Source organism: Klebsiella sp. BIGb0149 (genome assembly GCF_004362605.1).
Taxonomy (GTDB): Bacteria; Pseudomonadota; Gammaproteobacteria; order Enterobacterales; family Enterobacteriaceae; genus Klebsiella; species Klebsiella terrigena.
Map to the genome: position 1 here is coordinate 39859 of NZ_SNYG01000007.1, position 22360 is coordinate 62218.

Below are 22360 nucleotides of genomic sequence, written 5' to 3' on the forward strand. Positions count from 1 at the left end.
TAGTGAAGCAGATCGCATAATAAGCGTTTGGTATGAGGCTGCTGCTTATTCGTTCTGGTATAACAGGTATAAAGGTACATAGTTAATCACAACAAATAACGCGACGAGGTCTCTATGGCGGTGAATTTACGTGGGGTAATGGCGGCGCTGCTGACGCCGTTTGACGGGCAGCAAAAGCTGGATCAAGACAGCCTGCGGCGGCTGGTGCGTTTTAATCTCAATCAGGGGATCGACGGGCTCTACGTCGGCGGTTCTACCGGCGAGGCGTTCGTGCAGACCAGCGCTGAGCGCCAGCAGGTGCTGGAAATTGTGGCTGAAGAAGCGCAGGGGAAGATGACGCTGATTGCCCACGTCGGCTGCGTCAGCACTCTGGAAAGCCAGCAGCTTGCGCAGGCTGCCGAAGGTTACGGCTACGATGCGGTGTCCGCGGTGACGCCGTTCTACTATCCGTTCAGCTTTGAAGAACACTGCGCTCACTATCAGGCGATTATTGATTCTGCTAATGGCCTGCCGATGGTGGTCTATAACATCCCGGTGCTCAGCGGCGTGAAGCTGACGCTCGATCAGATAGGCACCCTGGTGACGCTCCCGGGCGTGGGCGCGCTGAAGCAGACTTCCGGCGATCTTTACCAGATGGAGCAAATCCGCCGGTCGCATCCGGATTTGGTACTGTACAACGGCTTTGACGAAATCTTTGCCTCCGGGCTGGTGGCCGGCGCAGACGGCGGGATCGGCAGCACCTACAACATTATGGGCTGGCGCTATAAGGGGATCGTTAAAGCGCTTCAGTCCGGCGATATCGCACAGGCGCAGAGGCTTCAGGCTGAATGTAATAAGGTCATCGACCTGCTGATCAAAACCGGCGTATTCCGCGGGCTTAAAACCGTTCTTCACTATATGGACGTCGTTGCTGAACCGCTGTGCCGTAGGCCATTCGCGCCGGTCGATGAAAAATTCCTGCCGGAGCTTAAGGCGCTGGCGCAGCAGCTGCAGCAAGAGAGGCAGCATCTGGGTTGAGGATAGCCTCCGCGCTATGAGAGTGGAGCAACGCCCGGAGAGCGGCAGCAGCGCTTCCGCCCGGGCGATAACATTGATATGCCAGATGGGTGATAGCGGCATCTGGCATGAGAAACCAAGCGTGGGTCTGACCCATCGCGGGAGAGTAAAATGAGCACAACGACCCAGAACATCCCGTGGTATCGCCATCTCAACCGGGCGCAGTGGCGGGCTTTCTCCGCCGCCTGGCTGGGGTATTTGCTTGATGGTTTTGATTTTGTATTAATCGCCCTGGTGTTGACGGAAATCCAGGGAGACTTTGGCCTGACCACCGTTGAGGCGGCGAGTCTTATCTCTGCGGCCTTCATCTCGCGCTGGTTTGGCGGGCTGATGCTCGGGGCGATGGGCGATCGCTATGGACGGCGGCTGGCGATGGTCAGCAGCATTATTCTTTTTTCGGTGGGCATCCTGGCCTGCGGCTTTGCGTCGGGCTACACCACCCTGTTTATCGCCCGGCTGGTGATCGGCATGGGGATGGCGGGGGAGTATGGTTCCAGCGCTACCTACGTTATTGAAAGCTGGCCTAAAAAGCTGCGCAATAAGGCCAGCGGATTCTTGATCTCCGGCTTCTCCGTAGGGGCCGTCGTTGCTGCACAGGTCTATAGCCTGGTGGTTCCCGTTTGGGGATGGCGAGCGCTATTTTTCATCGGTATCGTACCGATTGTTTTTGCGCTGTGGCTGCGAAAAAACATCCCGGAAGCGGAAGACTGGCAGCAGAAGCATGCCGGAAAAACGCCGGTGCTCACGATGGTCGATATTCTGTACTGCGGAAAACACCGGGTGATAAATATTTTCCTGACCCTCGCTGCGGCAACGGCGCTGTGGTTCTGCTTCGCGGGTGAGCTGCAAAATGCCGGAATAGTGGTGCTCCTGGGGCTGCTGTGCGCGGCTATATTTATCAGCTTTATGGTGCAAAGTAGCGGCAACCGCTGGCCGACCGGCGTAACGCTGATGGTCGTTGTGCTGTTTGCCTTCCTGTATTCATGGCCCATTCAGGCGCTTCTGCCAACCTATCTCAAGACGGATCTGGCGTACGATCATACTACCGTCGCACAGGTGCTGTTTTTTAGCGGCTTTGGCGCCGCGGTTGGCTGCTGCGTCGGCGGCTTTCTCGGCGACTGGCTGGGCACGCGAAAAGCCTATGTTTACAGCCTGCTTGCGTCACAGCTCCTCATTATTCCCGTCTTTGCTATCGGTGGCACAAACGTCTGGGTCCTTGGCCTGCTACTGTTTTTCCAGCAGATGCTGGGGCAGGGGATCTCCGGGATCCTGCCGAAGCTGATTGGCGGCTACTTCGATACCGACAAGCGTGCGGCCGGATTAGGTTTTACCTACAACGTGGGGGCGCTGGGTGGAGCGATTGCCCCGGTGCTTGGCGCCCTGATCGCGCAGCGAATGGATCTCGGCACGACCCTGGGATCGCTTTCCTTCGGCCTGACCTTCGTCGTGATCCTGCTGATTGGCCTGGATATGCCCTCCCGCGTTCAGCGCTGGATCCGTCCCGAAGCCTTGCGGACCCACGACGCGATTGACGGTCTGCCGTTCAGCGGCGCCGCGGCGTCGGGTGCGCGCAAACGTGGCCTAATGAAAATCCGCTAACCTGTGCCCGGCGGCATGCCGGGCGATTGTCTTTGCCAGGGAGTCATCATGTCTTTGCTTGAACTACTCGATACCCGCATCAGCGCCAACGGTGGATTAATTGTTTCCTGTCAGCCGGTTCCCGGCAGCCCGCTGGATACGCCGCCCATCGTTGCCGCTATGGCGCTCGCCGCTGAACGAGCCGGGGCGGTAGCGTTACGTATTGAAGGCGTGGAGAACCTCCGCGCGACCCGGGCTACGGTGACGATACCGATTATCGGCATCCTCAAACGCGACCTGACGGATTCGGCGGTGCGCATCACGCCGTTTCTCGAGGACGTGGACGCCCTGGCGCTGGCTGGGGCGGATATCATCGCCGTTGACGGCACCGACCGCCCGCGGCCGGTGCCGGTAGCGACGCTGCTGGCGAGGATCCATCAGCGTAATAAGCTGGCGATGACAGACTGCTCATCTCCTGAAGATGGCCTCTCCTGCCGGCGGCTGGGGGCGGAGATTATTGGTACCACGCTGTCGGGCTACACCGGCGGGGAAACGCCGCAGGAGCCGGATCTCGCGCTGGTCCGCGCCCTGCACGCGGCGGACTGTCGGGTGATTGCGGAAGGGCGCTACAACACGCCGGAGCAGGCAGGGGAGGCGATGCGTAGCGGCGCGTGGGCGGTTACCGTTGGCTCGGCGATTACCCGTCTGGAGCATATCTGTGAATGGTATAACGCGGTGCTGAAAAAGGCGGCACCATGAGCACGCTGGCGATAGATATCGGCGGGACGAAGCTGGCTGCGGGGCTGGTGGGCGATGAGCTTGCGCTGCTGGAGCGCCGTGAACTGCCCACTCCGGCCAGCCGAACGGCGGCGGCGCTAGCCGCTGCCTTAGAAGAGCTCGTTGCTCCGCTGGTCGCGCGCGCAGAGCGTTTTGCCGTGGCCTCAACCGGTATCATCCGGCACGGCGCCTTAACCGCCATCAACCCGGCTAATCTTGGCGGCCTGGCGTATTTTCCTCTGGTTGAGTGTCTGTCCACGCTCACCGGGCTACCCGGCATCGCGCTCAACGATGCTCAGGCGGCGGCATGGGCGGAGTATCAGGTGCTGCCGGAGAAAGTGGGTGAGATGCTCTTCTTAACCGTGTCGACGGGGGTCGGCGGCGGAGTGGTTAGTCGCGGCAGGCTGCATACCGGAAGCGGTGGCCTGGCCGGGCATTGTGGCCATACGCTGGCGGATCCCCACGGCCCGCGCTGCGGCTGCGGGCGTACAGGCTGCGTGGAAGCGGTCGCCTCAGGGCGCGGTATTGCGGCAGCCGCAGAGGGCGAGCTGAGCGGGCTGGACGCGAAAGCTATCTTTAGCCGTGCGGCACAGGGGAACCCGCAGGCGGAGCGGCTTATCCGGCGCTCGGCACAAGCGCTGGCGCGGCTGATTGCCGACCTGAAAGCCGTTACCGACTGTCAGCTCGTGGTGGTTGGCGGCAGCGTGGGTCTTGCCGGCGGCTATCTGCTTCTGGTTAACGACTATCTGTTACAGGAACCCGCGGTCTATCATGTCCCGCTGCGGGAAGCTTACTACCGGCACGATGCGGGCCTGCTGGGCGCGGCATTATGGGGACAGGGAGATAACCAATGATTTTGGGCAATGTTCAGCAGCCATTCGCTGCCGGCCTTCCGCCGGCGCTGGCGCAGGCAATTCTTCTGGCGCAGGCTCACGACCTGCAAAGCATCGCGCCGGGGCGCTACGAGCTGCAGGGTGACAGCGTATTTATGAACGTGATGCGGTTCAGTAGCGGGGCGCCGGCAGAGAAAAAGGCGGAGCTGCATACGCGGTTTATTGATATCCAGATCCTGCTGGCGGGGGAAGAGCGGATATTTTTCGGCGTAGCGGGAGCCGCTCGCGAGTGCGAAGACGCGCACGACGAGGATGATTATCAGCTGTGTCGAAGCATTGACGGCGAACAGGTATTGACCCTGCAGGCCGGTATGTTTGCGGTATTCATGCCCGATGAACCGCATAAACCGGGCTGCATGGTGACGCAGGCCGCTGAGATTAAAAAGGTGGTGATTAAAGTTAGCGCCAGCCTGCTGGCGAAATAGAAAAAGCCCGATGGCGACAAACCATCGGGCTTTTTTTGGCGACCCGGATAAGCAGCTATCCGGGCCCTGGCGTTACACTTCCAGGTAGTTGAGGATCCCGTCAGCCGCTTTGCGACCTTCGGCAATCGCCGTCACCACCAGGTCAGAACCGCGCACGATATCGCCGCCGGCGAAGATCTTCGGGTTGCTGGTCTGGAACGCGTTTTCGTTACCTTCAGGGGCAATAATACGCCCCTGTGAGTCGAGCTCAACGCTGTGTTTCGCCAGCCATTCCATGCTGTGCGGACGGAAGCCAAACGCCATAACTACCGCATCGACCGGAATGACGTGCTCGGAGCCGGCAACGATTTCGGCCCGACGGCGGCCCTTCGCATCCGGCTGGCCCATCTCGGTGCGCGCCATCTTCACGCCGCACACTTTACCGTTGGCATTCACCTCAACGCCCAGCGGCTGAACGTTGAACTGGAACTCCACGCCCTCTTCACGCGCGTTTTTCACTTCGCGTTTCGAGCCCGGCATGTTCTCTTCGTCACGGCGGTAGGCGCAGATAACGTGAGTAGCGCCCTGGCGGATAGAAGTACGCACGCAGTCCATCGCGGTGTCGCCACCGCCGAGAACCACGACGCGCTTGCCTTCCATGCTGACGTACGGCTCGTCCGGCGTTTCGCCAAAGCCCATCGTCTGCTTGGTGTTGGCGATCAGGAACGGCAGCGCATCATACACGCCGTTCGCATCTTCGTTTTCCAGCCCGCCGCGCATCGACTGATAGGTACCGACGCCGAGGAACACGGCATCGTACTCTTTCAGCAGATCGTCGAGCTGAACGTCACGGCCCACTTCAACGTTGAGTTTGAACTCAATCCCCATGCCGGTGAAAATTTCCCGGCGGCGGGTCATGACCTCTTTTTCCAGCTTAAATGCCGGAATGCCGAAGGTCAGCAGGCCGCCGATTTCCGGATGGCGGTCGAACACCACCGCCTTCACGCCGTTGCGGGTCAGGACGTCAGCACAGGCGAGGCCCGCCGGGCCCGCGCCAATGATGGCGACCGTTTTGCCGACCGGCTTGACGCCGGAAAGGTCGGGACGCCAGCCCATCTCGAACGCTTTATCGTTGATATAGCGCTCGATATTGCCGATGGTCACGGCGCCAAACTCATCGTTCAGCGTACAGGAACCTTCACACAGACGGTCCTGCGGGCACACGCGGCCGCACACTTCCGGCAGGGTGTTGGTTTGATGCGACAGCTCAGCCGCTTCAAAAATACGACCTTCATTGGCCAGCTTCAGCCAGTTAGGGATGTAGTTGTGAACCGGGCACTTCCATTCACAGTACGGGTTGCCGCAGGAGAGGCAGCGGTCTGCCTGCGCCTTAGCCTGGCCCTCTGAAAACGGCTCGTAAATCTCAACAAATTCAATTTTGCGGATCTTCAGCGGCTTCTTTGGCGGATCAACGCGCTGTAAGTCGATAAACTGGTATACGTTCTGGCTCATCTGAATTCCTTACTGCGCCTGCACACGCAGCTCTGCTGCGCTACGACTACGGTGACCCAACAGTGCTTTAACATCGCTGGACTTTGGTTTAACCAGCGCGAATTTCGCCGAGAAGGCCGGCCAGTTGGCCAGGATCTCTTCTCCGCGCGACGAGCCGGTCAGCTGCACGTGTTCGGTAATCAAACCGCGCAAATGCTCCTCGTGGATAGCCAGAGAGTCAACGTCCAGCACTTCCACCAGCTCCGGGTTCACGCGTTTGCGGAAGTCGCCGGCTTCATCCAGCACGTAGGCGAAGCCGCCGGTCATCCCTGCGCCAAAGTTGACGCCGGTTTTACCGATCACGCAGACGATGCCGCCGGTCATATATTCGCAGCCGTTATCGCCAATGCCTTCAACGACGGTGATGGCACCGGAGTTACGCACCGCAAAACGTTCACCTGCGCGACCCGCCGCGTACAGACGACCGCCGGTCGCACCGTACAGGCAGGTATTGCCGATGATGCTCGCCTCGTGGCTGCGGAAGGCGGAGCCCACCGGAGGACGAATCGCGAGCAGGCCGCCGGCCATACCTTTACCGACGTAGTCGTTCGCATCACCGGTCAGGTGCAGCTCCACGCCGCCGGCGTTCCACACGCCGAAGCTCTGGCCCGCGGTACCGCTGAAGTGGGCGGTAATCGGGTCGGCAGCCAGCCCCTGGTCGCCGTGAGTCTGGGCAATATAGCCGGACAGCGAGGCGCCAACGGAGCGGTCGGTGTTGCGGATATCAAACCAGAACGTTTTGCTCTGCTTGCCGTCAACGAACGGTTTTGCCTGCTGCAGCAGCTGCGCGTTCAGCACGCCGTTATCGAACGGCGGGTTGTTCTCGGTGCAGTACAGCGCTTTGCCTGCATGCGGCTCGGCGGTCTCCAGCAGTTTTGACAGATCCAGCTTCTGCTGCTTCGCGGTAAAGCCGTCCAGCACCTTCAGCAGATCGGTACGACCGATCAGATCCACCAGACGCTTCACGCCCAGCTGGGCCATCAGCTCGCGGGTTTCGCGGGCGATGAATTCAAAGTAGTTGGTCACTTTGAACGGCAGGCCGTGGTAGTGGTTCTTACGCAGTTTGTCATCCTGGGTTGCTACGCCGGTTGCGCAGTTGTTCAGGTGGCAAATTCGCAGATATTTACAGCCCAGAGCCACCATCGGGCCGGTACCGAAGCCGAAGCTTTCCGCGCCGAGGATCGCCGCTTTGATGATGTCGAGGCCGGTTTTCAGGCCGCCGTCCACCTGCAGGCGAATCTTATGCCGCAGGCCGTTGGCCACCAGCGCCTGCTGGGTTTCCACCAGGCCGAGCTCCCACGGACATCCCGCATACTTCACCGAGGAGAGCGGGCTGGCGCCGGTGCCGCCGTCATAGCCGGCGATAGTGATAAGGTCGGCATAGGCTTTCGCCACGCCGGTGGCAATGGTGCCAACGCCCGGCTCGGAGACCAGCTTCACGGAAATCATCGCTTTCGGATTGACCTGTTTCAGGTCAAAAATCAGCTGCGCCAGATCTTCGATCGAGTAGATATCGTGATGCGGCGGCGGTGAAATCAGCGTCACGCCCGGTACCGAGTAGCGCAGTTTGGCAATGTACGGGGTGACTTTATCGCCCGGCAGCTGGCCACCTTCGCCCGGTTTGGCGCCCTGAGCGACTTTAATCTGAATAACGTCGGCGTTAACCAGGTAAGCCGGGGTGACGCCGAAGCGGCCGGAGGCAACCTGCTTGATGCGCGACACTTTGTTGGTGCCGTAGCGCGCCGGGTCTTCGCCGCCTTCGCCGGAGTTGGAGAAGCCGCCGATGCTGTTCATCGCTTCCGCCAACGATTCATGCGCTTCCGGGCTTAATGCGCCGATAGACATGGCCGCGGTATCGAAGCGTTTGTACAGCTCTTTTGCCGACTCAACGTGGGCGATATCGATCGCTTCGTCGCCAGGATTCAGCGCCAGCAGATCGCGCAGCGTAGCGGCCGGGCGCTCGTTGACCAGCTGAGAATACTGCTGGTAATCGCGGTATTCACCGCTCTGAACCGCCTGCTGCAGGGTGCGTACGACGTCCGGGTTATAGGCGTGATATTCGCCGCCGTGAACGTATTTCAGCAGACCGCCCTGGTCCAGCGGTTTGCGGACCAGCCAGGCGCGTTTCGACAGGTTCAGCAGGTCCTGCTGGAAGTCGTCGAAGCCTGCGCCGCCGATGCGGCTGACTACGCCGAGGAAGCAGAGGTCGGAAACGTCGCGATGCAGGCCAACGGCTTCAAACAGCTTCGAGCAGCGATAGGACGCGATGGTCGAAATACCCATCTTCGACATGATCTTGTACAGACCTTTGTTGATGCCGTTACGGTAGTTCAGCATCACCGTGCGGTAATCTTTATCGATGGTTTTGCTATCGACCAGTCTTGCCAGGGTTTCATAGGCCAGATAGGGGTAGATAGCCGTTGCGCCGAAGCCCAGCAGGACCGCGAAGTGGTGCGGGTCGCGGGCGCTGGCGGTTTCAACAATGATGTTGGCATCGCAGCGCAGGCTCTTATCGACCAGACGAGTCTGGATAGCACCGACCGCCATTGGCGCCGGTACCGGCAGGCGATCTTTCGCAATGTTGCGATCCGACAGCACCAGCAGCACGGTACCGTTGCGCACCATCTGCTCCGCTTTGTCGCACAGCGCCTTCACCGTCTCGGCCAGGGTTGTTTCCGCGGCGTTGAAGGTGATGTCCAGGGTATCGGCGCGATAGTGCTCCTCTTCCATGGTGGTCAGCTGTTTGAAATCAGAGTACAGCAGGATCGGCGATTTGAAGCTCAGGCGATGCGCCTGGCCTTCCGCTTCGCAGAAGACGTTCATTTCGCGGCCAATGCTGGTGGCCAGAGACATCACGTGCGCTTCACGCAGCGGGTCGATCGGCGGGTTGGTCACCTGCGCGAACTGCTGGCGGAAGTAGTCGTAAATAATACGCGGCTGGCTGGAGAGCACGGCAAACGGCGTGTCGTCGCCCATGGAGCCGACGGCTTCCTGGCCGTTCTCGCCCAGCACGCGCAGCACGGAATCCAGCTCTTCAGCGCTGTAGTTAAACTGTTTCTGATAGCTGGCGAGCGTATCGTCATCCAGCTGGCGGCTGCCAACGTCTTCGTCAGGCAGGTCTTCGAACGGTACCAGGCGACGAACGTTTTTCTCCATCCACTCTTTGTAAGGGTGGCGGCTTTTCAGGTCGTCGTCGGTCTCTGCTGAGTGCAGAATGCGGCCGCCGCGGGTATCGATAACCATCAGTTCGCCTGGACCAACGCGGCCTTTTTCAACCACTTCGTCAGGCTGATAATCCCAGATGCCCACTTCGGAGGCGCAGGTGATCAGCTTGTCTTTGGTGATGACGTAGCGCGCCGGACGCAGACCGTTACGGTCGAGGTTACAGGCAGCGTAGCGCCCATCGGACATGACGATGCCCGCCGGGCCGTCCCACGGCTCCATATGCATGGAGTTAAAGTCGAAGAACGCGCGCAGCTCCGGATCCATATCCGGGTTGTTCTGCCAGGCCGGCGGAACGAGCAGGCGCATGGCGCGAACGATATCCATCCCGCCTGCCAGCAGCAGTTCCAGCATGTTATCCATAGAGCTGGAGTCCGAGCCCGTTTCGTTGACGAACGGTGCGGCATCGTGCAGATCGGGGATCAGCGGGGTCTGGAACTTATAGGTACGCGCGCGCGCCCACTGGCGGTTGCCGGTGATGGTGTTGATTTCGCCGTTGTGCGCCAGGTAGCGGAACGGCTGTGCCAGCGGCCAGCGCGGCACGGTGTTGGTGGAGAAGCGCTGGTGGAACAGGCAGATTGCCGACTCCAGACGCAGGTCCGCAAGGTCCAGGTAGAAGCGCGGCAAATCCGCCGGCATACACAGACCTTTATAGATATTCACCAGGTTCGACAGGCTGCAAACGTAAAAATCTTTATCATCCTGCAGGCGTTTTTCAAGGCGACGACGCGCGATGAACAGGCGACGTTCCATATCACGCGGGCGCCAGCCTGCCGGTGCGTTAACAAAAATTTGTTCAATACGGGGCAGCGAGGAGAGGGCGATTTCACCGAGAACCCCTTCGTTAGTTGGCACTTCGCGCCAGCCGACGATAGACAGGGTTTCACGTTGCAGTTCTTCTTCAACGATGCGGCGTGAGGCAGCAGCCAGTTCAGGATCTTTATTAAGGAACAGCATCCCAACGGCGTAATTTTTGGCTAAACGCCAGCCGCGTTCTTCCGCAACGATACGGAAGAAACGATCGGGTTTTTGCAGCAGCAAGCCACAACCGTCGCCGGTTTTACCGTCGGCGAGGATCGCGCCGCGGTGCTGCATTCGGGCCAGTGCGTGTATAGCGGTACGCACTACCTTGTGGCTAGGTTCGCCTTCTATGTGGGCGATCAGGCCGAAACCACAGTTATCCCTCTCAAGGGATTTATCGTACAACATATCAGTGAACCTCCCCAGGCTCTACGGGACACCCTCCGATACCGATTGCGCACGGGCACAGAAAGAGCATGGCGACGGGGTTTGCACCTCGCATTCGCCCTCTTTAAATCCTTTTCGCATCGGTACGCAAGTTTGAGGACTTGCTGTAAGAGGGAATCTCAATTACTGCATAAATATGATGAGCAGAGAGCTCATCCAGAAAGCTTCCAGCGGATTCCCAACTTATCGGGAATCCACACTTACGTCAAATGGCAATCTTATTTATACAAAAATGTGCTATGAGGTGTTTAATGTTATGATTATTAAAGATATTAACGGGTTTTTAACGCTATTGAAACGTGCCGGAAAGCGTAATCTAGTGTGATCTGTCTCACTATATCGATAGCGTAACATTATCGATCTGTGCTGAAGTGTCTTTTTATTGCAGAACATTTAGCTGCTTATTGTCTCTGAGGCCAGAAATAACACTGTTTTTAACCCTGGCGAAGATAATGGCAAACCAGAGGCTAAGTATAAGGAAAAGTCATCATAGAAATCGTGAATGAAATTGCAGTTATATTGAGTGGTTATGCAATGAGGTGAGCGGTCACTCTGACGATTGATCCAGGTCATCGCCGTAGGTGACTAAAAATGGCAGGCTTGGCCCCTTTCTTCAGGCCGGTCTATCAGATTATGCAGTTACAAAAATTAGTCAATATGTTTGGTGGGGATCTTATGCGTCGCTATGGCGAAAAGGTTCATAAACTGACGCTGCATGGCGGATTTAGCTGCCCAAATCGTGATGGCACCCTTGGCCGGGGCGGCTGCACGTTCTGCAACGTGGCCTCTTTTGCCGACGAAGAGCAGCAGCACCGCTCGATTACCGAGCAGCTGGCGCTTCAGGCGCAGCGGGTGAACCGCGCGAAGCGCTATCTGGCCTATTTTCAGGCCTACACCAGCACCTTCGCCGAAGTGCAGGTGCTGCGCGCGATGTACCAGCAGGCGGTGAGCCAGGCCAATATTGTCGGGCTCTGCGTTGGCACCCGTCCGGACTGTGTCCCCGAAGCGGTGCTGGACCTGCTGTCGGAGTACCGGGAGCAGGGCTACGAAGTCTGGCTGGAGCTGGGGCTGCAAACGGCGCACGATAAAACGCTGCATCGCATTAACCGCGGCCATGATTTTGCCTGCTATCAGCGCACGACCCGGCTGGCGAGAGCGCGCGGGCTGAAGGTGTGCGCGCATTTGATTGTCGGGCTGCCGGGCGAAGGGCCGGGACACTGCCTGCAAACGCTGGAGCAGGTGGTCGGGACCGGCGTGGACGGCATCAAGCTGCATCCGCTGCATATCGTCACCGGCAGCACTATGGCGAAAGCCTGGCAGGCCGGGCGCCTTAACGGCATTGAGCTGGATGACTATACCGTCACCGCCGGAGAGATGATTCGACATACGCCGCCGGAGGTGATTTATCACCGAATCTCGGCCAGCGCCCGCCGTCCCACTCTGCTGGCACCGCTGTGGTGCGAAAATCGCTGGACCGGGATGGTTGAACTGGACCGCTATCTGAACCAGCACGGCGTGCAGGGTTCGGCCCTGGGACGCGCGTGGAGCCCGACCGCCGCATAGTCCGTGAATAGCGCAGCGTCGCGGATAGTTCAGCAGCGGCCCGCGCTGCGGCGGCCTGAAGTATGAAGAGGATCGGCATTTTTCGCACAACTTACGGCGCCTCGCTCAGAATTGGGTATTATTGTGCACAGTTGTGGCGAAGGAATCCCTTATGAAGCAAATTCGTATGCTGGCGCAGTACTATGTTGACCTGATGATGAAGCTGGGTCTGGTGCGTTTTTCCATGCTGTTAGCCCTGGCCCTGGTGGTGCTGGCGATTGTGGTGCAGATGGCCGTTACGATGGTGCTGCACGGCCAGGTTGAAAGCATCGATGTGATCCGCTCTATCTTCTTTGGCCTGCTGATTACCCCGTGGGCGGTCTACTTTCTGTCGGTGGTGGTTGAGCAGCTTGAGGAGTCGCGACAGCGCCTCTCGAGGTTGGTGGAGAAGCTGGAGGAGATGCGCGAGCGGGATCTGAAGCTCAACGTGCAGCTCAAAGACAACATCGCCCAGCTCAATCAGGAGATTGGCGAGCGCGAGAAGGCGGAAGCCGAGCGCGAAACCACGCTGGAACAGCTAAAGATTGAGATGAAGGAACGTGAAGAGACGCAGATTCAGCTTGAGCAGCAGTCCTCCTTCCTGCGCTCATTCCTCGACGCCTCGCCGGACCTTGTTTTCTATCGCAATGAAGATAAAGAGTTTTCCGGCTGTAACCGGGCGATGGAGCTGCTGACGGGTAAAAGCGAGAAGCAGCTTATTCACCTCAAGCCGCAGGATGTCTATAACGAGGAAGCTGCGGAGAAAGTGCTGGAAACGGATGAAAAGGTATTCCGACATAACGTCTCTCTGACCTATGAGCAGTGGCTGGATTACCCGGACGGGCGCAAAGCCTGCTTTGAAATCCGCAAGGTTCCCTACTACGATCGCGTCGGTAAACGCCGTGGCCTGATGGGCTTCGGTCGCGATATTACCGAACGTAAGCGCTATCAGGACGCTCTGGAGCGCGCCAGCCGCGATAAGACGACCTTTATCTCCACCATCAGCCACGAGCTGCGTACGCCGCTTAACGGCATCGTGGGCCTCAGCCGCATCCTGCTGGATACCGAACTTACCGGCGAGCAGGAAAAATACCTGAAAACGATCCACGTATCGGCGGTGACGTTGGGTAACATCTTCAACGATATTATCGATATGGATAAGATGGAGCGGCGTAAGGTCCAGCTCGATAATCAGCCGGTGGACTTCACCAGCTTCCTTGCCGACCTCGAAAACCTCTCCGGCCTGCAGGCGCAGCAGAAAGGGCTGCGCTTCGTGATGGATCCGACGCTGCCGCTGCCGCATAAGGTCGTCACCGACGGTACGCGCCTGCGGCAGATCCTGTGGAACCTCATCAGCAACGCGGTCAAATTTACCCCTCAGGGCGGCAACGTGACCGTCCGTATTCGCTACGATGAGGGCAATATTCTGCATTTTGAGGTCGAGGATTCCGGTATCGGTATTCCGCAGGCGGAGCAGGATAAAATCTTCGCCATGTACTATCAGGTTAAGGATAGCCACGGCGGGAAACCTGCCACCGGCACCGGAATTGGCCTGGCGGTGTCGCGCCGGCTGGCACGCAATATGGGCGGCGATATTAACGTCGCCAGCCAGCCGGGCCAGGGCGCAACCTTTACCTTAACGGTGCATGCGCCGGCGGTAGCGGAGGAGGTTGAAGACACGCTGGCGGAAGATGAAATGCCGCTCCCGGCGCTGAACGTGCTGCTGGTAGAGGATATTGAGCTTAACGTGATTGTCGCCCGCTCGGTGCTGGAAAAACTGGGCAATAGCGTTGATGTGGCGATGACCGGTAAAGCCGCGCTGGAGATGTTCGAACCCGGTGAATATGACCTGGTGCTGCTGGATATTCAGCTACCGGATATGACCGGCCTCGATATCTCACGCCACCTGAAGCAGCGCTTTGCCGCCGACGAGCTGCCGCCGCTGGTGGCGCTCACGGCCAACGTTCTGAAGGACAAAAAAGAGTACCTGAATGCCGGTATGGATGATGTGCTGAGTAAGCCGCTGTCGGTCCCGGCGCTCACCGCCATCATCAAAAAGTTCTGGGATTCGCCGGAAGATGACGAAGAAGAGGCACCGGCCGTGGATGAGGCTAAATCGGCCTCGGTGCTGGATATTCCGATGCTGGAGCAGTATATCGAGCTGGTGGGGCCGAAGCTTATCAGCGACGGTCTGGCGGTTTTCGAGAAGATGATGCCGGGGTATCTGGCGGTGCTGGAGTCCAACCTTACCGCCCGCGACCAGAAAGGGATCGTCGATGAAGGCCATAAGATTAAGGGCGCCGCGGGCTCTATCGGCCTGCGCCACATTCAGCAGCTTGGACAGCAGATTCAGACGCCGGACCTGCCCGCGTGGTCAGATAACGTTGGTGAATGGGTTGAAGAGATGAAATCGGAGTGGCAGAACGATGTGGCGGTGCTGAAGGCGTGGGTTGCGGCGGCACATAAAAAATGACCCCGGATAAACCGGGGTGCGCGAACACTGCGCCAACACCAGGGAACCGGTCGTTGCGCCACAATTTTTAGAGATATTTTTTACACGGCGCAACCTGAGGATTTGGTTTGCTCGCTGATCAAGATAGCAAACCTTAAATTATTTGTTACATGAATCAGTCAAATATGTGAAGCAATACGGGTAAATCAAAATTTTTGACTGGTTTCAGCGAATTTGCACTAAGGAGCAGGGGTGATGAAAAAGATTGGCGTCGTATTAAGCGGCTGCGGTGTCTATGACGGCACCGAGATTCATGAGGCGGTTATTACGCTGCTGGCGATTGCTCGCGGCGGCGCCCAGGCGGTGTGCTTTGCCCCTGATAAGGCGCAAACGGATGTGATCAACCATCTGACCGGCGAGCTCCTGCCGGAAAGCCGCAACGTGCTGATTGAAGCCGCGCGCATCGCCCGCGGTGAGATCCAGCCTCTGTCCGACGCCCGGGCCGATGATCTGGATGCGCTGATTGTCCCCGGTGGATTTGGCGCCGCGAAAAACCTCAGCAGCTTCGCCTCCCGGGGCAGCGAATGCGTCGTCGACGGCGAGCTGAAGGCGCTGACGCAGGCTATGCATCGGGCCGGTAAGCCGCTGGGCTTTATCTGCATCGCGCCGGCGCTGCTGCCAAAAATCTTACCCGCCCCGCTGCGGGTCACCATTGGCACCGATCTGGACACCGCCGAAGCGCTGGAGGATATGGGGGCCGAGCATGTGCCCTGTCCGGTCGATGACATTGTGGTGGATGAAGAGAATAAAGTCGTGACCACTCCGGCCTATATGCTGGCGCAAAATATCGCCGAAGCGGCGAGCGGGATTGAGAAGCTGGTGGCGCGCGTGCTGGTTCTCACGGCATGAAGACCCGCTTTTCGCCGCTGCGAACGGTAAAGCGTGGGCTGCTGCGGGTGCTGCTGGTGGCCGCCGCCTTCTGGGGCGGCGGCATTGCGCTGTTTAGCGTGCTGCCGGTGCCCTTTTCGGCGGTGATGCTGGAGCGGCAGGTCGGCGCCTGGCTGAGCGGCAATTTTCATTATGTCGCCCACTCTGATTGGGTGGGGATGGATGAGATATCGCCGTGGATGGGGCTGGCGGTGATGGCGGCTGAGGACCAAAAGTTCCCCGACCATTGGGGCTTTGACGTTCCGGCGATAGAAAAGGCGCTGGCGCACAATGAGCGTAACGAAAACCGCGTGCGCGGCGCCTCGACCCTGTCGCAGCAAACGGCCAAAAACCTGTTTTTATGGGATGGTCGCAGCTGGCTGCGTAAGGGGCTGGAGGCCGGTCTGACGGTCGGGATTGAAACGGTATGGAGTAAAAAACGCATCCTCACCGTTTATCTGAATATCGCCGAGTTTGGCGAGGGGACGTTTGGCGTTGAAGCCGCGTCGCAGCGCTACTTCCATAAGCCTGCGAGCAGGTTAACGCCGGCGGAAGCGGCCCTGCTGGCCGCCGTATTGCCTAATCCGATTCGCTTTCGCGCGGACGCGCCGTCGGGCTATGTCCGCAGTCGACAGGCGTGGATTTTACGCCAGATGCGTCAGCTCGGCGGGGAAGGGTTTATGCGGGAGAACAGGCTGTATTAATACGGTCGGTGGGTGTGTTACCCCGGTAAGCATCGAGCGACCGGGGGAATGACGCCGGCGCTAGTCTTCGTCAAAACCGGCGTTAAACAGCGCAATAACCGCGGCCAGCGCTTCGACTTCCTGCGGACCGCTGGCCTCAATTTCAATTTGCCGACCCTTCGCGGAGTCGAGCATCAGCAGAGCAATCACGCTATTGGCTTCCGCCTCCGTGCCCTCATCGTTGCGCAGCAGCACTTCGGCATCGAAATTTTGCATTAGCTCGAACAGCTTCATCGCCGGGCGCGCGTGCATGCCCAACTTGTTAGTGATCTCAACGCTCTGCTTTACGGTCATGATTTGCGTTTTTCCAGCGTCCGGTGACGCGACTGCACGTTCTTACCGCGCGAGCGGAAGTAGTCAGCCAGTTGTTCGGCGATATAGACCGAACGATGTTTACCGCCTGTACAACCGATAGCGACCGTCAGATAGCTGCGGTTATTGGTCTCCAGCATGGGTAACCATAGCTCAAGATAGCTGCGGGTCTGATAAATAAAGTTGTGAACCTCGGTGTGCCGGTCGAGGAAGGCGGCAACGGGTTTATCGAGGCCGGTCATCGGGCGCAGCTTGGGATCCCAGTGCGGGTTAGGCAGGAAGCGCACGTCGAAGACGTAATCGGCATCGATCGGAATACCGTGCTTAAAGCCAAAGGATTCAAAGACCATGGTGAGCTCACGCTCACGTTTGCCCAGCAGGCGCGTACGCAGCATTTCTGCCAGCTCGTGTACCGACATTTCGGAGGTGTCGACGATCAGGTCGGCGCGGGAGCGCAGCGGCTCCAGCAGCGCGCTCTCTTCGTCGATGGCGCTCTCAAGCGACAGGTTTTTGCTTGAAAGCGGATGCAGGCGACGCGTGTCGCTGTAGCGACGAATCAGCGTATTGCGATCGGCATCAAGGAACAGCAGCTGAGGAGAAAACGCCTCAGGCAGGCTCTTCATCGCCTGTTCAAAGATTTCTGGCGACTCCGGCATGTTGCGCACGTCAATGCTGACGGCGGCGGAAATGTTTCTGTCGGCCAGCGATCTCGCCAGCTCGGGCAGCAGCACTACCGGCAGGTTATCTACACAGTAGAAGCCCATATCTTCCAGCGCCCGCAGGGCGACGGATTTCCCCGAACCTGAGCGGCCGCTGACGATCATCAGTACCATGTACCGTTTCTCCTCAGTACGATAAAGGGGAGGCTATCGCTCCCGTTATGCGTCATCGCTGCTTCCTGCTTCGGTGATAATCTCATATAGCTCTTCGTCGCTTTGCGCGGCGCGCAGGCGACGGCAAATCGTTTTATCCGCCAGCCGTTTTGCCACCAGCGACAGCGTATGCAGATGGGTTTTTGTCTGATCCGCCGGCACTAAAAGCGCAAACAGCAGGTCGACGGGCTGATTGTCGATTGCATCAAAGGCGATCGGCGTTTCCAGCTGCACAAAAACGCCAACGGCGCGCAGCGTATCCTCTTCAAGCTTGCCGTGCGGAATGGCGATGCCGTTGCCAATTCCGGTACTGCCCATTTTCTCACGGGTGAGGATCGCCTCGAATACCACCTGGGACGGCAGACCTAGCTGCTTTGCCGCCAGCTCGCTGATGATCTCCAGCGCGCGCTTTTTGCTCTGGCAGTGAACCTGGCTACGGGTACATTCCTGATTAAGGACATTACTCAGTTGTAGAGCTGAATCGTTGTTCATCATAATTTCACCTGAGCTCGCTCTCTGCCAGCTGCCGACAATAGCCAACGGCTGGCAGGGACGACCGCCCGGACAATTAGTGTTGTTTTAGTTTATCTTTATGTTTTGTTAACTGTCGTGCCAGCTTATCGATGAGACCATCGATAGCGGCATACATATCCTGCCCTTCCGCACTGGCATGGATTTCGCCACCGTTGACATGCAGATTGGCGTCCGCAATTTGCGTCACCTTCTCTACTTTTAACACAATGTAGACCTGATTGATCCTGTCGAAAAACTGCTCCAGTTTGCTGAACTTCGCGTTGACGAACTCGCGCAGGGCCGGGGTGATTTCGACGTTGTGTCCTGTAATGTTGAGCTGCATAGTGTCTTCCTTATCGGTTGGGTCACACCAGCTGTTTACGCTGGTTAGACGGCGGAATGGATAAAGACTCTCGGTACTTAGCGACGGTGCGGCGCGCCACCATGATACCCTGTTCAGACAGGATGGTGGTGAGCTTACTGTCACTCAACGGCTTCGCGGGGTTCTCCGCGGCGATTAACTTCTTCACCAGCGCGCGAATGGCGGTCGACGATGCCTCGCCTCCGCCTTCGGTATTCACGTGGCTGGAGAAGAAATACTTCAGTTCAAAAATACCGCGCGGGCTGTGCAGGTACTTTTGCGTGGTCACGCGTGAAATCGTCGATTCATGCATCTCGACGGCCTGAGCGATGTCCGCCAGCACCATCGGCTTCATAAACTCTTCGCCCTGTTCAAAGAAGGCCTGCTGCTGTTCGACGATGCAGCGGCTGACGCGCAGCAGCGTATCGTTGCGGCTTTCCAGGCTTTTTATCAGCCAGCGGGCTTCCTGCAGGTTGCTGCGGATAAACTGGCTATCGGCGTCGTTACGCGTGCTGTTGCCCATTGCGGCGTAGTGCTGGTTGATCTTCAGGCGCGGGATGCTGTCGGAATTCAGCTCTACGATCCAGCGATCGCTCACCTTACGCACCAGCACATCCGGGATCACGTATTCCGGTTCGCTGGTTTGGATCGACTGACCCGGGCGCGGATCTAACGACTGGATCAGATTAACCGCTTCTTTCAGAACGTCCTCTTTCAGCCGCGTGACGCGCATCAGGGAGCGAAAGTCGTGGTTGGCGAGCAGATCGAGATGATCGCTGATGATAAGCCGGGCCTCTTCCAGCCACGGCGTCTCTTTGGCAAACTGCGAAAGCTGAACCAGCAGACAGTCGCGCAGATCTTTTGCCGCGACGCCAACCGGGTCAAAGCGCTGGATGCGCTTCAGTACCGCTTCAACTTCTTCGAGGCCGATTTCGTCATCGTCAATGCTCTCAACGATATCCTCCACCCGCAGGGTGAGGTAGCCGGTATCATCAACGGCATCGACGATAGAGGTGGCGATAGCGCGGTCGGTATCGGTGAACGGCGTCAGCTGGACCTGCCACATCAGGTAATCCTGCAGGCTCTGGGTCGTTTCACCTTGATAGATAGGCAGCTCGTCATCCTGGTAATCGACGCCGTTGCCAGAAGGCGTGCCGGCGGTGTAGATCTCATCCCAGCTGGCGTCGAGCGGTAGCTCATCGGGCATATCTTTTTGCTCAAGGGCGTCCACGGTATCCAGAGACTCGCGGTCCTCAACTTCTTTCGTTTCTACCTCTTCATGAAGATCGGTTTGCTCAAGCAACGGATTACTCTCCAGCGCCTGCTGGAGTTCCTGCTGGAGTTCTAACGTGGACAGCTGCAGCAAACGAATGGCCTGCTGCAGTTGTGGCGTCATGGCAAGCTGTTGGCTTAGCCTTAATTGCAAACCTTGCTTCATATTCAGGGCTAATATCTCCGGCTAAAACGTCTGTAACCTCTACCCTATCAGAGTCTGAAGTCTTCCCCAAGATACACGCGCTTAACCTGCTCGTCTTCCAGGATTTGCTGCGGTGTACCGTGGGCGATCAGGTGGCCCTGGCTGACGATATACGCGCGTTCGCAGACGGCCAGCGTTTCCCTGACGTTATGGTCGGTGATCAGCACGCCAAGACCGCTGTCGCGCAGGTGCTCGATGATGCGTTTGATATCGATAACTGAAATGGGGTCAACGCCGGCAAACGGTTCATCCAGAAGGATAAATTTAGGGTTCGCGGCCAGCGCGCGGGCAATTTCAACGCGGCGACGTTCGCCGCCGGAAAGCGCCTGACCGAGGCTATCGCGCAGATGCTCGATATGGAACTCTTCCATCAGCTCTTTCGCGCGATCGTCACGCTGTTCGCTGCTCAGATCGTCACGAATCTGCAGTACCGCCATCAGGTTATCGTAGACGCTCAGGCGACGGAAAATTGAGGCTTCCTGCGGCAGGTAGCCAATGCCCCGGCGCGCGCGGGCGTGAAGCGGCAGCAGGCTGATATCTTCATCGTCGATGATAATATTACCGGCGTCACGCGGCACGATCCCGACGACCATGTAGAAGGTGGTGGTCTTGCCGGCGCCGTTCGGGCCGAGCAGGCCGACAATCTCACCGGAGTTGACGGTCAGACTGACGTCTTCCACCACGCGGCGGCCTTTATAAGCTTTGGCGAGATTCTTTGCAGTTAATGTTGCCATAACGAATTACTTACCTTTCTTTGGCTGATCGGTGCCTTTGTCCTGCAGCTGCGAAGGAACCAGCACCGTAGTCACGCGCCCGCCTTTGTTGCTGAACGCCTGCATTTTCTGCTCTTTCACCAGATAGGTGATCTTGTCGCCCTGGATATTGCTATCGATCTGTTCCAGATGCGCATTGCCGGTCAGGACGACGAAATCATTTTGCAGTTCATAATGCATTTTTGACGCGCGGCCTTTAACCGGCTTGCCGTTATCCTGCATCTGGAAGAAGGTTGCCGGATTACCGTATCCGTCGATCACCTCTTTACCCCTCTCGCCGCCGGGACGAGTGACCACGACCTTGTCGGCATTGATCTTGATAGTGCCCTGGGTCACGACGACATTACCGGTAAAGGTGACAACATTGCCCTGCATATCCAGCGACTGCTGATCGGATTCGATATGAATCGGCTGATCGGTGTCGCCAGTCTTTGCCAGTGCCGGCAGGCTGGCGGCCAGTATGGCGCTGGCGAGCGCAATCTTAAGGCTGAGTTTGTTTGTTCTGAATTTCATAAGAGGTTCTAACCTTTTCAATCAGCTCGGCATTTTTGCTGCGCAGATTCCCGCGCATTTTTAGGCCACTGGAATTAAATGTTGTCCCGTACAACGTCACCATGTCATCGGAGGTAACATCCTGCGTCACCAGGTTTATCTGGGCGTTATCCGTCGTAATTTTGCGCAGTTGAGAGTCTGGGCTTAGCGCATTTACCTCAACGTGCCCATAAAGATACAGCATACGATCGTTGGTCAGCTTGGCTTTATCCGCTTTGATTGACCAGCTCGGGGCTTTGTTGGTATCAAAGGTGGTCATCACCGGCTGAGTGAACCACGACAGCTCCTGCGCAGAGAAATACGCGACATGCTCGGCGATAAGGCGATAGTTAAGCGCCCCTTCCGGGCTGTAAACGACGGTATCGGTATGCTCGCTGGTATAGGTTGGGTCATCAGGATTGACCTCCGGCTGAGCGGTATCGTCGGTACCCGCCAGGTTAAGGCCGATCAGGATCAGCGCGACCAGCGACAGTAAAATGATAACCCAACGTCTGGTTTTACTCATATTGATTGCCCTTTGGCCTCATCCAGCTTGCCCTGCGCCAATAGTAACAAATCGCAGACTTCGCGTACCGCTCCGCGCCCGCCGTTGATGCGGGTAACATAGTCTGCGCGTGGAAGCAGCAGCGGGTGCGCATCCGCCACGGCAACGCTTAAGCCTGTTTCTGCCATTACCGGCCAGTCGATCAGGTCGTCGCCAATATAGGCCACTTCGTCCGCACGGACGGCCAGCTTGCTCAATAAGTCACGGAAGGCCAGCAGCTTATCGGACTGCCCTTGATAGAGATGCGTAATGCCTAACGTCTGACAGCGATCTTCTACCAGTTTAGCGTTTCGCCCGGTAATAATCGCCACTTCAATACCTGAAGTCAGCGCGCAGCGGATCCCGTAGCCATCGCGTACGTTGAACGCTTTCAGCTCTTCGCCGTTGTTGCCCATATAGATAAGACCGTCGGAAAGCACGCCGTCAACGTCGAGGATCAGTAAACGGATCTTCGCCGCGCGTTCGAGAAATTCAGGGCTTACCGGTCCGTAGCAGGTCGCTAGCGGAGCATCAGCATTATTCAT

Annotated in this window: 20 protein-coding genes; 9 read left to right on the top strand and 11 right to left on the bottom strand. The window is 57.9% G+C overall.

Features of this window, described 5'->3' with window-relative positions; all coding sequences use genetic code 11:
- The first annotated feature begins 114 nt into the window (after positions 1–114).
- The 5 genes from nanA (at position 115) to nanQ (ending at position 4729) form a co-directional block, all read left to right on the top strand.
- Positions 115–1017, top strand: coding sequence for an N-acetylneuraminate lyase (gene nanA / locus EDF75_RS21440; RefSeq protein WP_133600820.1), 903 nt, complete (start codon positions 115–117; stop codon positions 1015–1017).
- A gap of 150 nt (positions 1018–1167) precedes the next feature.
- Positions 1168–2655, top strand: coding sequence for an MFS transporter (locus EDF75_RS21445; protein ID WP_133600821.1), 1488 nt, complete (start codon positions 1168–1170; stop codon positions 2653–2655).
- 48 nt (positions 2656–2703) lie between these two features.
- The gene (locus EDF75_RS21450; RefSeq protein WP_133600822.1) at positions 2704–3393 is read left to right on the top strand and encodes an N-acetylmannosamine-6-phosphate 2-epimerase; all 690 of its coding nucleotides are present in this window, start codon (positions 2704–2706) and stop codon (positions 3391–3393) included.
- Positions 3390–4265: an N-acetylmannosamine kinase gene (gene nanK / locus EDF75_RS21455; protein ID WP_133600823.1), complete on the top strand. Its 876-nt coding sequence runs from the start codon at positions 3390–3392 to the stop codon at positions 4263–4265. The genes EDF75_RS21450 and nanK overlap by 4 nt, the downstream gene beginning before the upstream one ends.
- A complete protein-coding gene (nanQ, locus tag EDF75_RS21460; protein ID WP_133600824.1) occupies positions 4262–4729 on the top strand; it encodes an N-acetylneuraminate anomerase in 468 nt (155 codons plus the stop codon). The genes nanK and nanQ overlap by 4 nt, the downstream gene beginning before the upstream one ends.
- 72 nt (positions 4730–4801) lie before the next feature.
- Here the strand turns inward: nanQ and EDF75_RS21465 are convergent, their stop codons facing one another.
- Positions 4802–6220 (bottom strand): glutamate synthase small subunit, encoded by a 1419-nt coding sequence (locus EDF75_RS21465; protein WP_041147429.1) that lies wholly within the window; start codon positions 6218–6220, stop codon positions 4802–4804.
- A 9-nt stretch (positions 6221–6229) separates the two neighbouring features.
- Positions 6230–10690: a glutamate synthase large subunit gene (gene gltB, locus EDF75_RS21470; protein WP_133600825.1), complete on the bottom strand. Its 4461-nt coding sequence runs from the start codon at positions 10688–10690 to the stop codon at positions 6230–6232.
- Positions 10691–11362: 672 nt separating this feature from the next.
- On the opposite strand from gltB, the gene mnmL reads away from it, so the two are divergent.
- From mnmL to mtgA, 4 genes are all read left to right on the top strand, one after another.
- Positions 11363–12292, top strand: a complete 930-nt coding sequence (gene mnmL / locus EDF75_RS21480) for a tRNA modification radical SAM protein MnmL/YtqA (RefSeq protein WP_133600979.1) — start codon at positions 11363–11365, stop codon at positions 12290–12292.
- A 151-nt stretch (positions 12293–12443) separates the two neighbouring features.
- Positions 12444–14783 (top strand): aerobic respiration two-component sensor histidine kinase ArcB, encoded by a 2340-nt coding sequence (arcB, locus tag EDF75_RS21485; RefSeq protein ID WP_133600827.1) that lies wholly within the window; start codon positions 12444–12446, stop codon positions 14781–14783.
- Positions 14784–15017: 234 nt separating this feature from the next.
- The gene (elbB, locus tag EDF75_RS21490; RefSeq protein WP_133600828.1) at positions 15018–15671 is read left to right on the top strand and encodes an isoprenoid biosynthesis glyoxalase ElbB; all 654 of its coding nucleotides are present in this window, start codon (positions 15018–15020) and stop codon (positions 15669–15671) included.
- On the top strand, positions 15668–16393 hold the full coding sequence (mtgA, locus tag EDF75_RS21495) for a monofunctional biosynthetic peptidoglycan transglycosylase (RefSeq protein ID WP_045856569.1): 726 nt from the start codon (positions 15668–15670) through the stop codon (positions 16391–16393). The genes elbB and mtgA overlap by 4 nt, the downstream gene beginning before the upstream one ends.
- 60 nt (positions 16394–16453) lie before the next feature.
- On the opposite strand, the gene npr is transcribed toward mtgA, so the two are convergent.
- The 9 genes from npr to kdsC form a co-directional block, all read right to left on the bottom strand.
- Complete coding sequence (gene npr / locus EDF75_RS21500) at positions 16454–16726, bottom strand: PTS phosphocarrier protein NPr (protein ID WP_041147423.1); 273 nt, start codon at positions 16724–16726, stop codon at positions 16454–16456.
- Positions 16723–17577: an RNase adapter RapZ gene (gene rapZ, locus EDF75_RS21505; protein ID WP_041147422.1), complete on the bottom strand. Its 855-nt coding sequence runs from the start codon at positions 17575–17577 to the stop codon at positions 16723–16725. Before rapZ ends, npr begins: the two co-directional genes overlap by 4 nt.
- 45 nt (positions 17578–17622) lie before the next feature.
- On the bottom strand, positions 17623–18111 hold the full coding sequence (gene ptsN / locus EDF75_RS21510) for a PTS IIA-like nitrogen regulatory protein PtsN (RefSeq protein ID WP_041147421.1): 489 nt from the start codon (positions 18109–18111) through the stop codon (positions 17623–17625).
- Positions 18112–18184: 73 nt separating this feature from the next.
- Positions 18185–18472, bottom strand: a complete 288-nt coding sequence (gene hpf, locus EDF75_RS21515; protein WP_004868168.1) for a ribosome hibernation promoting factor — start codon at positions 18470–18472, stop codon at positions 18185–18187.
- Positions 18473–18494: 22 nt separating this feature from the next.
- On the bottom strand, positions 18495–19928 hold the full coding sequence (gene rpoN, locus EDF75_RS21520; RefSeq protein ID WP_133600829.1) for an RNA polymerase factor sigma-54: 1434 nt from the start codon (positions 19926–19928) through the stop codon (positions 18495–18497).
- Between the two features lie 47 nt (positions 19929–19975).
- On the bottom strand, positions 19976–20701 hold the full coding sequence (lptB, locus tag EDF75_RS21525) for an LPS export ABC transporter ATP-binding protein (protein ID WP_045856575.1): 726 nt from the start codon (positions 20699–20701) through the stop codon (positions 19976–19978).
- Positions 20702–20707: 6 nt separating this feature from the next.
- Positions 20708–21253 carry a lipopolysaccharide ABC transporter substrate-binding protein LptA gene (lptA, locus tag EDF75_RS21530; protein WP_045856577.1) on the bottom strand — a complete coding sequence of 182 codons (546 nt, stop codon included), beginning with the start codon at positions 21251–21253 and terminating at the stop codon, positions 20708–20710.
- Positions 21222–21797 (bottom strand): LPS export ABC transporter periplasmic protein LptC, encoded by a 576-nt coding sequence (gene lptC / locus EDF75_RS21535; protein WP_095099928.1) that lies wholly within the window; start codon positions 21795–21797, stop codon positions 21222–21224. Before lptC ends, lptA begins: the two co-directional genes overlap by 32 nt.
- A complete protein-coding gene (gene kdsC, locus EDF75_RS21540) occupies positions 21794–22360 on the bottom strand; it encodes a 3-deoxy-manno-octulosonate-8-phosphatase KdsC (protein ID WP_045856581.1) in 567 nt (188 codons plus the stop codon). The genes lptC and kdsC overlap by 4 nt, the downstream gene beginning before the upstream one ends.

Bases quoted from the DNA above. Each gene is read 5' to 3' on its own strand.
- arcB (WP_133600827.1), top strand. From the start codon at position 12,444: ATGAAGCAAATTCGTATGCTGGCGCAGTACTATGTTGACCTGATGATG.
- mnmL (WP_133600979.1), top strand. From the start codon at position 11,363: ATGCAGTTACAAAAATTAGTCAATATGTTTGGTGGGGATCTTATGCGT.
- lptA (WP_045856577.1), bottom strand. From the start codon at position 21,253: ATGAAATTCAGAACAAACAAACTCAGCCTTAAGATTGCGCTCGCCAGC.
- lptB (WP_045856575.1), bottom strand. From the start codon at position 20,701: ATGGCAACATTAACTGCAAAGAATCTCGCCAAAGCTTATAAAGGCCGC.
- EDF75_RS21450 (WP_133600822.1), top strand. From the start codon at position 2,704: ATGTCTTTGCTTGAACTACTCGATACCCGCATCAGCGCCAACGGTGGA.
- rapZ (WP_041147422.1), bottom strand. From the start codon at position 17,577: ATGGTACTGATGATCGTCAGCGGCCGCTCAGGTTCGGGGAAATCCGTC.
- gltB (WP_133600825.1), bottom strand. From the start codon at position 10,690: ATGTTGTACGATAAATCCCTTGAGAGGGATAACTGTGGTTTCGGCCTG.
- EDF75_RS21445 (WP_133600821.1), top strand. From the start codon at position 1,168: ATGAGCACAACGACCCAGAACATCCCGTGGTATCGCCATCTCAACCGG.
- nanK (WP_133600823.1), top strand. From the start codon at position 3,390: ATGAGCACGCTGGCGATAGATATCGGCGGGACGAAGCTGGCTGCGGGG.
- ptsN (WP_041147421.1), bottom strand. From the start codon at position 18,111: ATGATGAACAACGATTCAGCTCTACAACTGAGTAATGTCCTTAATCAG.
- nanA (WP_133600820.1), top strand. From the start codon at position 115: ATGGCGGTGAATTTACGTGGGGTAATGGCGGCGCTGCTGACGCCGTTT.
- hpf (WP_004868168.1), bottom strand. From the start codon at position 18,472: ATGCAGCTCAACATTACAGGACACAACGTCGAAATCACCCCGGCCCTG.
- rpoN (WP_133600829.1), bottom strand. From the start codon at position 19,928: ATGAAGCAAGGTTTGCAATTAAGGCTAAGCCAACAGCTTGCCATGACG.
- EDF75_RS21465 (WP_041147429.1), bottom strand. From the start codon at position 6,220: ATGAGCCAGAACGTATACCAGTTTATCGACTTACAGCGCGTTGATCCG.
- kdsC (WP_045856581.1), bottom strand. From the start codon at position 22,360: ATGAATAATGCTGATGCTCCGCTAGCGACCTGCTACGGACCGGTAAGC.
- mtgA (WP_045856569.1), top strand. From the start codon at position 15,668: ATGAAGACCCGCTTTTCGCCGCTGCGAACGGTAAAGCGTGGGCTGCTG.
- nanQ (WP_133600824.1), top strand. From the start codon at position 4,262: ATGATTTTGGGCAATGTTCAGCAGCCATTCGCTGCCGGCCTTCCGCCG.
- npr (WP_041147423.1), bottom strand. From the start codon at position 16,726: ATGACCGTAAAGCAGAGCGTTGAGATCACTAACAAGTTGGGCATGCAC.
- lptC (WP_095099928.1), bottom strand. From the start codon at position 21,797: ATGAGTAAAACCAGACGTTGGGTTATCATTTTACTGTCGCTGGTCGCG.
- elbB (WP_133600828.1), top strand. From the start codon at position 15,018: ATGAAAAAGATTGGCGTCGTATTAAGCGGCTGCGGTGTCTATGACGGC.